The sequence below is a fragment of the Achromobacter xylosoxidans genome, assembly GCF_014490035.1.
In the GTDB taxonomy this organism is placed as follows: Bacteria; Pseudomonadota; Gammaproteobacteria; order Burkholderiales; family Burkholderiaceae_B; genus Achromobacter; species Achromobacter bronchisepticus_A.
Window position 1 is genome coordinate 948,581 of record NZ_CP061008.1, and the last position, 15,431, is coordinate 964,011.

Here is a 15,431-nt window from a genome sequence, read left to right on the forward strand (position 1 = left end):
CCATTCCCGCCGCCCTGGCGGGTGCTCGCGCCGTCTGTCATCAGGCGGATTTTTACTAGAAGTACACTCGCGCCGCGTTACGCGTCCGAACCCGCCTTGCCCCCAGGAGCGCCTGCATGAAATTCCGCTTCCCCATTTTCATCATCGACGAAGACTACCGTTCCGAGAACGCGTCCGGTCTGGGTATCCGCGCCTTGTCCGCGGCGATCGAGGCCGAGGGCGTCGAGGTGATCGGGGTGACCAGTTACGGCGACCTGAGTTCGTTCGCCCAGCAGCAGAGCCGCGCCAGCGCCTTCATTCTGTCGATCGACGACGAAGAGTTCGACGTGGATTCGCCCGAGGACGTGGCCAGCGCCATCAAGAACCTGCGCGCCTTCATCGGCGAGCTGCGTTTCCGCAACGCCGACATCCCCATCTACCTGTACGGCGAGACGCGCACTTCCGAGCACATTCCCAACGACATCCTGCGCGAACTGCACGGCTTCATCCACATGTTCGAGGACACCCCCGAATTCGTGGCGCGCCACATCATCCGCGAGGCCCGCAGCTACGTCGACAGCCTGCCGCCGCCGTTTTTCCGCGAACTGGTCAAGTACGCGCAGGACGGCTCGTACTCCTGGCACTGCCCCGGCCACTCCGGCGGCGTGGCGTTCCTGAAGAGCCCGGTGGGCCAGATGTTCCACCAGTTCTTCGGCGAGAACATGCTGCGCGCCGACGTCTGCAACGCCGTGGACGAACTGGGCCAGCTGCTGGACCACACCGGCCCCGTGGCCGAATCCGAACTGAACGCCGCGCGCATCTTCCACGCCGACCACTGCTTCTTCGTGACCAACGGCACCTCCACCTCCAACAAGGTGGTGTGGCATGCCAACGTGGCCGCGGGCGACGTGGTGGTGGTGGACCGCAACTGCCACAAGTCGATCCTGCACGCCATTACGATGACGGGCGCGATCCCGGTGTTCCTGCGTCCCACGCGCAACCACCTGGGCATCATCGGCCCGATCCCGCTGGAAGAGTTCCACCCGGACAATATCCGCAAGAAGATCGAGGCCAACCCCTTCGCGCGCGAAGCGGTGAACAAGAATCCGCGCATCCTGACGCTGACGCAGAGCACCTACGACGGCGTCATCTACAACGTCGAAATGATCAAGAAGCAGTTGGGCAGCTATGTCGATACGCTGCACTTCGACGAAGCCTGGCTGCCGCACGCCTCGTTCCACGAGTACTACCAGGACATGCACGCCATCGGCCAGGACCGCCCGCGCAGCCAGGACGCGATGGTGTTCGCCACCCACTCCACGCACAAGCTGCTGGCCGGCATCTCGCAGGCCTCGCAGATCATCGTGCAGGAGTCCGAGACCCGCAAGCTGGACCGCAACGTCTTCAACGAAGCCTATCTGATGCACACGTCCACCTCGCCCCAGTACGCGATCATCGCGTCCTGCGACGTGGCCGCCGCCATGATGGAACCGCCGGGAGGCACCGCGCTGGTCGAGGAGAGCATCCGCGAAGCCCTGGACTTCCGCCGCGCCATGCGCAAGGTGGAGTCCGAGTTCGGCAAGAACGACTGGTGGTTCAAGGTCTGGGGCCCGAATCGCCTGGTTTCCGAAGGCATCGGCAACCGCGACGAATGGATCCTGGAATCCAACGACCATTGGCATGGCTTCGGCGAAATGGCCGAAGGCTTCAACATGCTGGATCCGATCAAGGCCACGATCATCACCCCGGGCCTGGACATGTCGGGCAGCTTCGGTGAAACCGGCATTCCCGCCGCGCTGGTCTCCAAGTACCTGACCGAGCATGGCGTGGTGGTCGAGAAGACCGGCCTGTATTCGTTCTTCATCCTGTTCACCATCGGCATCACCAAGGGCCGCTGGAACACGCTGCTGACCGCCTTGCAGCAATTCAAGGACGACTACGACCGTAATCAGCCGCTGTGGCGCATCCTGCCGGAATTCTGCCGCGACCATCGCCGCTACGAGCGCATGGGCCTGCGCGACCTGTGCCAGGAGATCCACGAAGCCTACCGCGCCCGCGACGTGGCGCGCCTGACCACCGAGATGTACCTGAGCGACATGGTGCCGGCCCTCAAGCCGTCGGACGCCTTCGCCCGCATGGCGCACCGCGAGGTCGAGCGCGTCGACATCGACAAGCTCGAAGGCCGCGTCACCGGCGTGCTGCTGACGCCGTATCCTCCGGGCATCCCCCTGCTGATCCCGGGCGAACGCTTCAACCGCACCATCGTCCAGTACCTGCAGTTCGCGCGCGAGTTCAACCAGCGCTTCCCGGGCTTCGAAACCTACATTCACGGCCTGGCCGACGAAGTGGGTCCGGACGGCGAAAAGCGCTACTACGTCGACTGCCTGATCGAAGACTGATGTTCGATGTAGCAGTACTCGGCGCCGGCGCCGCGGGCATGATGTGTGCCGCGGTCGCCGGCCAGCGCGGCTTGCGCGTGGTGCTGGTCGACCACGCCGAGCGCCTGGCGGAGAAGATCCGCATTTCCGGCGGCGGCCGCTGCAACTTCACCAATATCGGCGCCGGCCCCGCCAACTTCCTCTCCGACAACCCGCACTTCTGCCGTTCGGCCTTGGCGGGTTACACGCCGCAGGATTTCCTGGCGCTGATGAAGCGCCACCACATCGCCTGGCACGAGAAGCATCGCGGCCAGCTGTTCTGCGACGATTCCAGCGAATCCATCATCGAAATGCTGCGCGCCGAGTGCGACGCGGGCAGGGTGCAGTGGCGCATGGGATGCTCGGTGGCCGAGATCGGCCATGGCGAGCAGGGCTACGAGCTGCGCACCAGCCAAGGCCCGATCCGCGCCGCGAAACTGGTGATCGCCACCGGCGGCATGGCCATTCCCCAACTGGGCGCCACCGATTTCGGCCTGAAGATCGCGCGGCAGTTCGGCCTGAAGGTCGTGGAACCGCGGCCCGCCCTGGTGCCGCTGACCTTCGATGCCGAGCAATGGCGGTCCCTGTCCGAATTGTCCGGCGTGGCGCTGGAGGTCAATCTGCACACGGGGCAGGGCAAGGCGCGCGGCGAGTTCCTCGAAGACCTGCTGTTCACCCATCGTGGCCTGTCCGGCCCCGCCATTCTGCAGATATCCAGCTACTGGAAGCCTGGCGAACCCATCGTGATCGATCTGGCGCCTGGCCGCGATCTGGCGGAAGAACTGTTGGCGTCGAAGTCGGGCAACCGGCAGCAGCTGCATACCGTGCTGGCGGGCCTCTGGCCCAAGCGCCTGGCTGACCGCTGGCTGCACCTGGCGGAGCAGGGCGGCAAGCCGGGCCTGGCGGCGCTGCGCCTGGCCGACGCGCCGGACAAGACCCTGCGCGCGCTGGCGCAGGACATCCATCAGTGGAGCCTGGTGCCCAGCGGCACCGCTGGCTACAAGAAGGCCGAAGTCATGCGCGGCGGCGTGGACACGCGCGGCCTGGACCAGAAGTCCATGCAGGCCAAGACCGTCGCCGGTCTTTATTTCATCGGCGAAGCCGTGGACGTCACGGGCTGGCTGGGCGGCTACAACTTCCAGTGGGCCTGGGCCTCGGGCGTGGCCTGCGGCAAGGCGCTCTAGCTTCCCCAGGCGGGACAGGGCGCCGATAGGCCGGCGCTATGGCAGGTATTGGAAACCTGCCATTGTTATATCAAATAAAAATACTTATCATTTATGTTTTCGATATAGATCCAAGCCCTGAATCGGGGGCGGATCTCACGGAGACATGCATGGCCTATACCCTCCCGCCCCTGCCGTATGCCTACGACGCCCTGGAACCCCACATCGACGCGATGACGATGGAGATCCACTACAGCAAGCACCATCAGACCTACGTCAACAGCCTGAACGCCGCGCTGGAAGGCGCGGGCATCGTCACCAACGAGCCGGTCGAGTCCCTGGTGGCGCGGCTGGAGCAGTTGCCCGAAGCCATACGCGGCGCCGTGCGCAACCATGGCGGCGGCCACGCGAACCACAGCCTGTTCTGGTCGGTCATGTCGCCCGAGGGCGGAGGCGAGCCGGATGGCGCGTTGGCGTCGGCCATTGACTCCGAGCTGGGCGGGCAGGCCGCCTTCCGCGATGCGTTCACCAAGGCCGCGCTGACCCGCTTTGGCAGCGGTTGGGCCTGGCTTTCGGTCACACCGGCCGGCAAGCTGGTGGTGGAAAGCAGCGCCAACCAGGACAGCCCCCTGATGCACGGAAACTCGCCCATTCTGGGGCTGGACGTGTGGGAGCACGCCTACTACCTGAAGTACCAGAACCGCAGGCCCGAGTACATCGGCGCCTTTTACAATGTCGTGAACTGGCCTGAAGTGGCGCGCCGCTACGCGGCGGCCCAGCGCTGAGCGCATCTCTCGCAAGGAGGGCAGCGGCACATGAATACCTTCAGCCGTCATCGCGTGCGGCCGGCGGCCACCAGCATCAGCGTGTGGACCCTGGCCGTATTGGTGGCCTGCCTGGGCCTGCACCAGCTGTGGGTCTATCTGGACGTGCGTGCGCCGCACGTGGGCGATGCCCTTCTGGGCGGACTGGTCGCAGCTGGCGCTACCGCCCTGGGCACCTTGCCCATCCTGTTCGCCCGGACCATCCCCCAGAAAATGCAGGACAGCATGTTCGGCTTCGGCGCCGGCGTGATGCTGGCCGCCAGCGCCTTTTCGCTGGTGGCGCCGGGCATCGCGGCGGGTCGCGACCTGGGTTATGGCCCCTGGGGCGCCGGCTTGACGGTAGGCGCTGCCGTGTTGCTGGGCGCGGCGGTGCTGCTGCTCATGGACCGTACCCTGCCGCACGAGCATTTCATCAAGGGCCGGGAAGGCATCGAGGCGCACCGCCTGCGCCGTACCTGGCTGTTCGTTTTCGCCATCACCCTGCATAACCTGCCGGAGGGCCTGGCCATTGGCGTGGGCTATGCGGGCAACGACGCCATGCGCGGCACCGCGCTGGCCACCGGCATTGCTATCCAGGACATTCCCGAAGGGCTGGTGGTGGCGGTGGCGCTGCTGGCGGCGGGCTACCAGCGCGCGTTTGCCGTGGCGCTGGGCATGCTGTCCGGCCTGGTCGAGCCGCTGGGCGCGGTCCTGGGCGCCGCCGTGGTGGGCTGGTCCGAGCCGCTGCTGCCCTGGGGCCTGGGTTTTGCCGCGGGCGCCATGCTGTTCGTGATCAGCCACGAGATCATCCCCGAATCGCACCGCAAGGGGCATGAGGTCTACGCGACCTGCGGGCTGATGCTGGGTTTCGTGCTGATGATGTTGTTGGACACGGCGCTGGGCTGAGGCCGCCGCAGGCATTCCCTGGCTGCGGCTTTCGTTGTATGCTTGCGCCGCTGTCACGCATGTTGCGGGAGAGAGCGGCCTGTACGTCCGGCCGCCGCCGAAGGCGCAATTCGCCCGGAATCGCTCAGGTAACCCATACCGCCCATGCTTGCCCTGTCCCGGTTTTTTTACCGCGCGGACGCGGCAAAACAGTACTCTGGAGAGACCTGGCGCCGCCCCTGAACTAGGGACATAGCGAGCAGCCCAGGCGCCGAAGGTGCAAACCCGCCATGCGGGGCAACTCTCAGGCAAAAGGACAGAGGGGCGGAAGATTCAGCCGTTGTACAAGTGCACCCCGCTTGGCACCACTGGCATTCCGTAACCCTGGCAACACTGCCGCCCCGGAGTTTCCGCGCATGTCCGCAACCCTCAAACGCACCCCGCTGGCTGAAGAACACATCGCCTCTGGCGCCCGCATGGTCGACTTCGGCGGCTGGGACATGCCGCTGGCCTACGGTTCGCAACTGGAAGAGCACCACGCGGTGCGGCAGGACGCCGGCATGTTCGACGTGTCGCACATGCTGAACGTCGACGTGGCCGGTCCGGACGCGTTCGCCTTCCTGCAGCGTCTGGTCGCCAACGACGTGTCCAAGCTGACCGTGCCCGGCAAGGCGCTGTACAGCTGCATGCTGAACCCGCAAGGCGGCGTGATCGACGACCTGATCATCTATTTCTTCGCCGCCGACGAATGGCGCGTCGTGGTCAATGCCGGCACGGCCGACAAGGACGTCGCCTGGATGCAGCGCGTCAAGCAGGCCGGCCAGTTCGACGTCGCCATCAACCCGCGCCGCGACCTGGCCATGGTGGCCGTGCAAGGCCCGAACGCCCGCGCCAAGGTCTGGGCCGCGCGCCCGGCCTGGCAGGCCGCCAGCGAGCCGCTGACGCCCTTCGTGGCCGCCCGCGTGGGTGACGACACCTTGGTGGCCCGTACCGGCTACACCGGCGAGGACGGTTTTGAAATCGTGCTGCCCGCCGCCGACGTGGTGCAACTGTGGCGCGACCTGGTCGCCCAGGGCGTTCGTCCCTGCGGCCTGGGCGCGCGCGACACGCTGCGCCTGGAAGCCGGCATGAATCTCTACGGCCAGGACATGGACGAGCTGACCCAGCCCGACCAGGCCGGCCTGACCTGGACCGTGTCCCTGAAGAACGCCGAGCGCCGCTTCATCGGCCGCGACGCGCTGGAACAGTTCGCCACGCCCGCCACCTTCATCGGCCTGAAGCTGCAAGAGCGCGGCGTGATGCGCGCGCATATGGCCGTGCGCACCAAGGAAGGCACGGGCGAGCTCACCAGCGGCACCATGTCGCCGACGCTGGGCGTGTCGATCGGCTTTGCCCGCCTGCCGCAAGGCGTCAAGCCGGGCGACACGGTCGAGGTCGACATCCGCGGCAAATGGGTGCCCGCCCTGGCTTGCAAATTGCCGTTCGTGCGTAACGGCAAAGCGGTCGAACACTCGTAAACTCGAAGCTTCGCGCGAGCCGCCGGCCCCTGGGGCGACGGCCGCCCGCGCGAGGCGCGCAACACCATTCATCTACCCGCATTCCCTCAGGAGTTCCCATGAGTCTGCCCACCGATCGCAAGTACACCGAGTCCCATGAATGGGTCAAAGCCGAAGGCGACGTGTTCGTCGTCGGCATCACCGATACCGCCCAGGATCAATTGGGCGACCTGGTCTTCGTTGGCGACGTGAAGGTCGGCGCCAAGCTGAACGCCGGTGAAACCGCTGGCGTGGTCGAATCGGTCAAGGCCGCTTCGGACATCTACGCTCCCGTGGCCGGCGAAATCGTCGCGTTCAACGAAGAGCTGGAAAACAATCCCAACCTGATCAACGAATCGGCCTTCACCGCCTGGATCTTCAAGATCAAGCCGGTCAACGCCGCCGACGCCGACAAGCTGCTCGACGCCGCCGGCTACGAAGCCGTCGCCAACGGCTAAGCCGCCTGGCCGGAACGGGCGCGCAGGCGCCAGCCACGCGCCCGTTCCGCAAGATGCAATACCGTCCGTCCTCCGACGACACCCGCTATCCCGAGACCTCTCCATGTCGCGCGCCCTAGACACCCACACCGACTTCATTCCCCGCCACATCGGCCCTTCCGACGCCGACCAGGCCGCCATGCTTGCCGTCATCGGCAGCGCCAGCCTGGACGCCCTGATCGAAGAAGTCGTGCCGCCCAAGATCCGCAGCCAGGCCCCGCTGGCGCTGCCCGCCTCGCGCAGCGAAACCGACGTGCTGGCCGAACTGAAGCAGATCGCCGGCCGCAACAAGGTCTACCGCAGCTACATCGGCCAGGGGTATTACGGCACGCAGACGCCCAACGTGGTGTTGCGCAACATTCTTGAGAATCCTGCCTGGTACACGGCCTACACGCCTTACCAGCCCGAGATCTCGCAGGGTCGCCTCGAAGCCCTCCTGAACTACCAGACCATGGTCGCCGACCTGACCGGGCTGGACATCTCCAACGCCTCGCTGCTGGACGAAAGCACCGCCGCCGCCGAAGCGATGACGCTGGCACGCCGCAGCGCCAAGTCGAAGAGCCCGGTGTTCTTCATTTCGCGCCACGTGCATCCCCAGACCATCGAAGTCGTGCGCACGCGCGCCGAAGGCCTGGACATTGAAATCACCATCGGCGACGAGGCCGAAGGCCTGCCCGAGTGCTTCGGCGTGCTGCTGCAATACCCGCACAGCACCGGCTCCGTCGCCGACTACCGCAAGCTGGCTGAAGCCGCGCATGCGCAAGGCGCCATCGTGGCCGTCGCCACCGACCTGCTGGCGCTGGCCTTGCTGGCCGCGCCCGGCGAATGGGGCGCGGATATCGCCATCGGTTCGGCCCAGCGTTTCGGCGTGCCGTTCGGCTTCGGCGGCCCGCATGCCGGCTTCATGGCCTGCAAGGACGCCTTCAAGCGCAACATGGCTGGCCGCCTGGTCGGCGTGTCCAAGGACGCGCAGGGCAACCCGGCCATGCGGCTGGCGCTGCAGACGCGCGAACAGCACATCCGCCGCGAAAAAGCCACCTCCAACATCTGCACCGCACAAGTGCTGCTGGCCGTGATGGCCGGCATGTACGCCGTGTGGCACGGTCCGGCCGGCATCCGCCGCATCGCCGAGCGCGTGCAGCGCAGCACCGCCATCCTGCGCGCCGAGCTGGTCAAGCTGGGCGTGAACGTCGTCAACGACACCTTCTTCGATACGCTGCTGCTGGAAACCGGCGCGGCGACGCCGGCCATCCTGACCGCCGCCGATTGTGCGCACATCAACCTGCGCCGCGTCGACGGCGCCCGCCTGGCGGTGTCGCTGGACGAGACCGTGACCGTGGCCGACCTGCAGGCGCTGGTCAATGTCTTCGCCGCCGGCCTGGAACGTGACGACGTCGAGCTCGACATCGACGCCCTGGACGCGGCCGCCGCCAGTGGCATCCCCGCCGGCGTGGCGCGCGAAAGCGCGATCCTGACGCACCCGGTGTTCTCCAGCGTGCAGTCGGAAACCGACATGCTGCGCTACCTGCGCAAGCTGGCCGACAAGGATCTGGCGCTGGATCGCACCATGATCCCGCTGGGCTCGTGCACCATGAAGCTCAACGCGACCGCCGAGATGATCCCCATCACCTGGCCCGAGTTCGCGCTGATCCACCCGTTCGCGCCGGCTTCGCAAAGCCAGGGCTACAACGAACTGATCGACCGCCTGTCGGCCGCGCTGTGCGAGATCACCGGCTACGACAACATCAGCCTGCAGCCCAACTCGGGCGCGCAGGGCGAGTACGCGGGCCTTCTGGCGATCCGCGGCTACCATCAGGCCAACGGCCAGCATCAGCGCAACATCTGCCTGATCCCGTCGTCGGCGCACGGCACCAACCCGGCCTCGGCGCAACTGGCCGGCATGGACGTGGTGGTGGTGGCGTCGGACGCCAACGGCAACGTCGATCTGGTTGATCTGCGCGCCAAGATCGAACAGGTCGGCGACAAGCTGGCCGCTTTGATGATCACGTATCCGTCGACCCATGGCGTGTTCGAGGAAGCCGTCACCGAGATCTGCGATCTGGTGCACCAGGCCGGCGGCCAGGTCTACCTGGACGGCGCCAACATGAACGCGATGGTGGGCGTGGCCCAGCCGGGCAAGTTCGGTTCGGACGTGTCCCACCTGAACCTGCACAAGACCTTCTGCATTCCGCACGGCGGCGGCGGCCCCGGCGTGGGTCCCGTGGCGGTGCGCGCGCACCTGGCGCCGTACCTGCCGGGCGTGGTGAACGAGCAGGGCAAGCTGCCCGGCGACGCCAAGGTCGGCCCGGTGTCGGCCGCGCCGTTCGGCTCGGCCGGCATCCTGCCGATTCCGTTCGTGTACATCTCGCTGATGGGCGCCGACGGCCTGCGCCGCGCCACCGAAGTCGCCATCCTCAACGCCAACTACATCGCGACCCGCCTGCGCGACCACTATCCGGTCCTGTATGCGGGCCGCAATGGCCGCGTGGCGCACGAGTGCATCCTCGATGTGCGTCCGCTCAAGGAAACCAGCGGCATCAGCGCCGAAGACATCGCCAAGCGCCTGATGGACTACGGCTTCCATGCGCCCACCATGAGCTTCCCGGTTGCCGGCACGCTGATGGTCGAGCCGACCGAATCGGAAGGCGTTGCCGAACTGGACCGCTTCATCGACGCGATGATCTCGATCCGCGAAGAAATCGCCCAGGTCGAGCGCGGCGAGCGCGATGCCGAGGATAACGTCCTGAAGAACGCGCCGCACACCGCGCAGATGCTGCTGGCCGAGGAATGGCTGCACGACTACCCGCGCCAGCAGGCCGCTTACCCGGTGGCTTCGCTGCGCGACGCCAAGTACTGGCCGCCGGTTGCCCGCGTGGATAACGCCTACGGCGACCGTAACCTGGTCTGCGCCTGCTTGCCGATCGAAGCCTACGCCTGAGCGTGGGCCGCGAGTCCCGGCGCGAGCCGGGCCCCTAGGCAAAAAAAATCCCCCATCCGAAAGATGGGGGATTTTTTTGTCTTGCGTCAGCCGAGGCTTACTTCGCCGGCGCGGCCTTGCTGGCCACCGAGAAGTCTTCCGCGATGCTGAAGAACGTGTTGAGCATGATCTGCAGGTTTTCCTTGCCGATGCCGCCTTCCGAGTTCATGTCCATCTGCAGCACGGCCCGGTTCTTGTCGTCCAGGTAGGCGCGGGTCCAGCGGTATTCCTGGTTCCAGGCGTTGATGGCCTTGAGCGAGACCGGCTTCTTGCTGCTGTAGGTCGCGGTCACAACGAGGTCATGGCACTTCTCGGTGAAGTCGTTGCACAGGAAGTCGACGCGCAGCTCGCTGGCGCCGGTGTCGCGGGGATCCAGGATCAGGACCGGACCTTCGTCGCCGTCCTGCTTGCGCGGGTTGTAGACCATGTCGTCCAGCATGGTCGTCACGGTGTCCACGTCGAAGTCCTGCATGTAGCCGGCCACGGACGCGGTGTCGGAGGGCGCGGCAAGTTCCGCGCCTTCGGCCGGTTCGCCTTCCTCTTCCATGCCGTCCATGTCGTCGTCCATGCCGGTCGCGCCCAGCAGGCCCGAGAACAGTTCGTCGGCGGGGATCTTCTGGCCGTTCAGGTCGCCCATGCCATCGGCGTAGTGGAACTTGCCGATGATGTTGTCGCCGTCGTTCTTGCCGACGTTGAGCATTTCAGCCATGCCGGACATCGAGCGCATCTGGTCGTCGGCTTCCTCGGCGGCCTTCTCCGCGGTCAAGCCTTGCTTCTTGACGGCGTACTGCACGATCAGGTCGCGCACCATGGGCTTGGAGATGACCAGGGTGGCATCGATCTGCTTGATGGCCTTGACCATGATCTCCTGGGGCGTCAGGTCCTTGACGTTGGGCGGATTGGTCAGGTCCAGGGCGAAGGTCAGCTTGCTTTCGCCCTTGTCGGTCTTCCAGCTGATCGGGTCGATGCTGAACGTGGGGTTGCCGTTGAGCAGCTTGCCGGCGTTTTCCAGCACGGCGTCGAACTGCTCGTCCTTCAGGCCTTCGTCGCTGGCGCCCAGCATGTACTGGCGCACGATCTGGTTGTAGGTGTCCGACAGCTGCTTGATGGCGGCGCCGTCCAGCTTGGCGAGCTTGATCACGGCCTGGCCGTTGCCCAAGGCCACGTCATTCAGAGTGATGTTGCCGGTCTGGTAGGTGGCTTCGACGTTGACGTTCTTGTCGTCTTCGGCCAGCTTGACGCCGTAGCCCAGGTTGTCCAGCGAGACCTTGACGTCGTCGCCAGGGCGGGTGACGTCGATGCGCTTGAGCTTGACGCTGGAGTCGCCAATGGACAGGCCGAACTTGCCCATGCGGCTGTTGACGTCCATCGTCAGGCCGGACACCAGCATCTTGATGGGATCGTCCGATTTTTCGCCATCCACCGACAGCGTTTCCATCAGGGCGTGCGCCGTGACGGCCTGCAGCGCGCGGTCGAAGGTGCCGTTGATCGCCATGCCGCTGAAATTGACGGCGTTGCCTTCGTGCGTGATCTGCACGGGGGCGATATTGGCGGTGGAGGTGGCGAAGCCGCCGAAACTGATGATCGTGTCGGCGCTCAGGGGCGCGACGCCCTTGGTCAGCTCGAACAGCTCCTTGATGTTTTCGGTCTTGGCGAGCTCGGCGTGCGTGAACGCCAGCTTGGGCGCGATGGCGCCGCGCGCCAGCGCGCTCTTGGGGAAGGGGCCGTGTTCGATGGATGCGTCGAACTCGATCATGCCCTTGGGCAGGTCTTCGGCGACCTTGTCGCCCTTGACCAGCGACACGCCATAACGCGCCTGCGTCGAGAACAGGCCGCGCTCGTACTTGAGCTGATCGATGCGCAGACCGAACAGAGGCGTGATCTTGGCCAGCTTTTCGTTGGCTTCCGCCAGGTGGCGCTGCGAGCTTTCCTCGATGCGCTTGCCGGTGTACCACGTGGCCCCGACCCAGCTTCCCGCTCCCACTATGACCACGCCCAGGGTGATCGCTACGCTCTTTTTCATCGTTCTGCTTGTATCGTTGATTATCGAGTCATATCCGGTGAACCGCGGCTGCTTATGGCCGCCGGACGCTGACGCCCGCCATCGGAATACACGTATTCATCGGCCTGTAAGGCCCGCGGCGAGTATACCGAGGCCGATGGTCATCTGAGGGCGCTCACCGTTACAGAAGATTTCAAAATGAAAGCCGGCGCAGTTGCGCCGGCTTTCCGGGGTGGGCGCTGCGGCCGGGTCTACATCGGATCGAGGGGATAGATGGGCCGGCGCACGTGCTTGAAATCAAGCTGGCCGTAGTCCGAGGTGGTCACCCCCACGCCGGTGCATTCGATGACCTGCGTCGCCATGTCGGAAAAGCCCGCGCGCCAGTGCACGCGGCTCTTGAGCACGACATAGCGCTTTTGCAGCGGATCGATGCCGGCCGACAGCAGGCAATTGATGTCGAACGGCTCCTGGTGACGGGACACCACCACGATTTCCACGCGGCCCGTGTCGATCACGACCGTCAGGCCGGTGTCGTTGCGCACGCCGCGGTACATGGGGCCGCGGTTCAGGTAGACGCCGTCGAACACCAGCTTGACGCGGCCGGTGACCTCCAGCGGCTCGCTGGGTTCCTTGATGGCGGGCATGGCCAGCTTGCCGCCGAGCTGGATCGTGATGGTCTGGCCCACGCCTGCGGCAGCCGCCTCGAGTGCGGCCTGCGGGTCGCAAATGGCGTAGAAGACCACGTTCTCCAGTTCCTGGCGCAGCACTTCCGCCAGCACGGCGGTGGTGTCCATGGTGCCGCCGGAACCGGTATTGTCGTAGTGGTCCAGCAGCACGACCGGGCCTTGTTCGATGGCCTTGGCGCGGGCAATGGTGGGCGCCAGCGGCTCCGGGTGGAACACCCAGTCGGCGCGGCCGTTCCAGGCTTGGTCCAGCAGCTCGTCGCGGTGGCGCTGCGCCTCGGGCAGGTTGCCGTCGGTACAGACCACCGCGCTCAGGCCGGCTTCGCGAATGTCGGCGTGCGGGAATCCCACGAAGACGGAAGCGGCCAGGACGCCGCCGGCTTCCATTGCCTTGCAGCGTTCCTGTAGCGGCTGGTTGGGCGCCGCGTGGGTGCCCTGGCACATGATGTGCGGCAGCATGGGTTTGTTGGCCCAGGACATGACCGGCTTGATCTCGCCCTTGAGGGTGCGCGCGATCACGTTCGCGGCGCGCAGGCCGGCCGCGCGGATGTCCACGTGCGGATAGGTATGGAAGCCCGTGATGACCGTGGCATGCTTGACGATGTCGTCGTAGATGTTGGCGTGCATGTCCAGCGTCACCGCCACGGGCGTGTGCGGATCGATCTCGCGCAGGCGGCGCAGCAGGTCGCCCTCGGCGTCCTCCACGCCTTCGGCGACCATGGCGCCGTGCAGGTCGAGCAGGATGGCGTCGTAGCCGCCGCGCTGGACCTCGTCCAGGACCAGCTTGCATAGCCGTTCGTGGGTTTCGGCGCTGGCGGGGCCGCTGGGCCAGGACTCGGCCGCCACGGGCACGACCATCTCGGCGCCTTCGCGCCGCGCCACTTCGATATAGCCGCCCAGGCCGCTGTCGGTGTTCTCGTAGGCCTTGATGGCGCGTTCGCCGGCCAGGATCTCGGGATTGCCGCGGAAGAAGCGTTCAAGCGGGGTAGGCACGGGCGAAAACGTATTCGTCTCGTGCTTGATCATTGCCAAAAGCCAACGCATGGGAATTCCTGTGGGTTTGCTGTTGAGGATCGGTCAGGCAGCCCGGGGAGGCTGGGGCCAGGGGTGTTGTTCAGGCCGCATGGCTTCCCAGGCGCGCGCCATGCGCAGCACACCCAGGTCGTCAAAGCGCGCGCCCGCGATCTGCAGGCCGATGGGCAGGCCGGCCTTGGTATAGCCGCAATTGACGGACGCCGCGGGCTGCTCGCTCATGTTGTAGGGCAGCGTGAATCCGATGTGGTGCATGGTGGTCGCGACCTCGTTGGTGGGCGACGGCCATTTGGCGTTGTAGGCGACCACCGGGGCCACGGGCGAAAGCACGTAGTCATAGGGCGCGCAAGCCGCTACCGTCCTGGCGCGCACGTTCATGGTTTCGTAATAGCTGCGGAACACGGCCTCGCCGGACTGGCCGCCGCCGCTTTCCGCCCAGGTGCGGATGAAGGGCAGGATCTTGTCGCGGCGCGCCTGCGACAAGGCCGACAGGTCGACGGCCGAGCGCGTGCGCCAGAAGCGGTCCACGCCTTCCAGCATGTCCGGCGTCATCCAGGGCTGCATCGGCGTGACGATGGCGCCGGCGGCTTCGAAGGCGCGGGCTGCGGCCTCGACCGCGGCGCGGATTTCAGGATCCAGCGGCAGGCCGCAGCCCGCGTCCATCAGCAGGCCGATGCGCAGGCCGCGCAGGTCGAGTTCCAGGTCCAGCCAGTCGAAGTCCTGGTAAGGCAGGCTCATGTGGTCGCGCGCGTCGGGCTGCGACAGCACGCCCATCATGAGCGCCGAGTCGGCGACGGTACGCGTCATGGGGCCGGCGCAGCGGCCCATGAACGGCGGGTCGATGGGGATGCGGCCCAGGCTGGGCTTGAGCGTGGCGATGCCGCACCAGGCCGCCGGCAGGCGCACGGAGCCGCCGATGTCGGTGCCGATATGGAGCGGGCCGTAACCGGCGGCCGCCGCGGCGCCCGCGCCGGCGCTGGAGCCGCCCGGGTTCTTGGTCAGATCCCAGGGGTTGCGGGTCAGTTCATGGAAGCTGGACAGGCCCGAGGACAGCATGCCGAAGTCGGGCATGGTGGTCTTGCCCAGCAGCACGGCGCCGGCCTCGCGCATGCGGGCGGCTGGCGGCGCATCGGCGGCGGCAGGCTTCAATTCCGTCGCTGCCGTGCCCAGCGGCACCGGCACGCCGCGCGTGGCGATGTTTTCCTTGATGGTGGCGGGAACGCCGTCCAGCGTGTGCCCGCCGGTCGCCAGCGGCTCGCCTTTCATCCAGCGGGCTTCGGAGGCGCGGGCCTGCGCCAGAGCGCCGTCCGCATCCAGCGCGTAGGTGGCCTTCAACTGCGGTTCCCAGCGCGCGATGTGGTCCAGCACGGATCGGGTGACCTCGACGGGCGAGAGCGTCTTGTCGCGGTAGGCCTGGAGCAGCTCCACGGCGGACAGTTCATGCGGTTGCGGCATTGC

At 66.3% G+C, this 15,431-nt stretch carries 10 protein-coding genes and 2 riboswitches; of the genes, 7 read left to right on the forward strand and 3 right to left on the reverse strand.

Annotation, left to right across the window (positions count from 1 at the left end):
• Positions 1-116: 116 nt before the first annotated feature.
• The 7 genes from IAG39_RS04370 to gcvP all read left to right on the forward strand — a co-directional run bounded on the left by IAG39_RS04370 (position 117) and on the right by gcvP (position 10,217).
• Positions 117-2,378, forward strand: a complete 2,262-nt coding sequence (locus tag IAG39_RS04370; RefSeq protein ID WP_054451997.1) for an arginine/lysine/ornithine decarboxylase — start codon at positions 117-119, stop codon at positions 2,376-2,378.
• Positions 2,378-3,580: an NAD(P)/FAD-dependent oxidoreductase gene (locus IAG39_RS04375; protein WP_059371307.1), complete on the forward strand. Its 1,203-nt coding sequence runs from the start codon at positions 2,378-2,380 to the stop codon at positions 3,578-3,580. The genes IAG39_RS04370 and IAG39_RS04375 overlap by 1 nt, the downstream gene beginning before the upstream one ends.
• Before the next feature lie 149 nt (positions 3,581-3,729).
• Positions 3,730-4,344, forward strand: coding sequence for a superoxide dismutase (locus IAG39_RS04380; RefSeq protein WP_118931390.1), 615 nt, complete (start codon positions 3,730-3,732; stop codon positions 4,342-4,344).
• 30 nt (positions 4,345-4,374) lie between these two features.
• Positions 4,375-5,268: a ZIP family metal transporter gene (locus IAG39_RS04385; protein ID WP_059371309.1), complete on the forward strand. Its 894-nt coding sequence runs from the start codon at positions 4,375-4,377 to the stop codon at positions 5,266-5,268.
• Between the two features lie 55 nt (positions 5,269-5,323).
• Positions 5,324-5,419: riboswitch (glycine riboswitch) on the forward strand.
• Between the two features lie 35 nt (positions 5,420-5,454).
• Positions 5,455-5,577, forward strand: a riboswitch (glycine riboswitch).
• Between the two features lie 86 nt (positions 5,578-5,663).
• Positions 5,664-6,764, forward strand: a complete 1,101-nt coding sequence (gene gcvT, locus IAG39_RS04390; RefSeq protein WP_118931389.1) for a glycine cleavage system aminomethyltransferase GcvT — start codon at positions 5,664-5,666, stop codon at positions 6,762-6,764.
• Between the two features lie 98 nt (positions 6,765-6,862).
• A complete protein-coding gene (gene gcvH / locus IAG39_RS04395) occupies positions 6,863-7,240 on the forward strand; it encodes a glycine cleavage system protein GcvH (protein ID WP_042795177.1) in 378 nt (125 codons plus the stop codon).
• Between the two features lie 103 nt (positions 7,241-7,343).
• Positions 7,344-10,217 (forward strand): aminomethyl-transferring glycine dehydrogenase, encoded by a 2,874-nt coding sequence (gene gcvP / locus IAG39_RS04400; RefSeq protein ID WP_118931388.1) that lies wholly within the window; start codon positions 7,344-7,346, stop codon positions 10,215-10,217.
• A gap of 97 nt (positions 10,218-10,314) precedes the next feature.
• Here the strand turns inward: gcvP and IAG39_RS04405 are convergent, their stop codons facing one another.
• The 3 genes from IAG39_RS04405 to IAG39_RS04415 form a co-directional block, all read right to left on the reverse strand.
• Positions 10,315-12,279 carry a DUF945 family protein gene (locus IAG39_RS04405; RefSeq protein WP_118931387.1) on the reverse strand — a complete coding sequence of 655 codons (1,965 nt, stop codon included), beginning with the start codon at positions 12,277-12,279 and terminating at the stop codon, positions 10,315-10,317.
• Positions 12,280-12,509: 230 nt separating this feature from the next.
• Entirely contained in the window at positions 12,510-13,985 is a 1,476-nt protein-coding gene (locus IAG39_RS04410) for a M81 family metallopeptidase (protein WP_118931386.1), read from the reverse strand.
• 33 nt (positions 13,986-14,018) lie between these two features.
• Entirely contained in the window at positions 14,019-15,428 is a 1,410-nt protein-coding gene (locus IAG39_RS04415; protein ID WP_118931385.1) for an amidase, read from the reverse strand.
• Between the last annotated feature and the right edge of the window lie 3 nt (positions 15,429-15,431).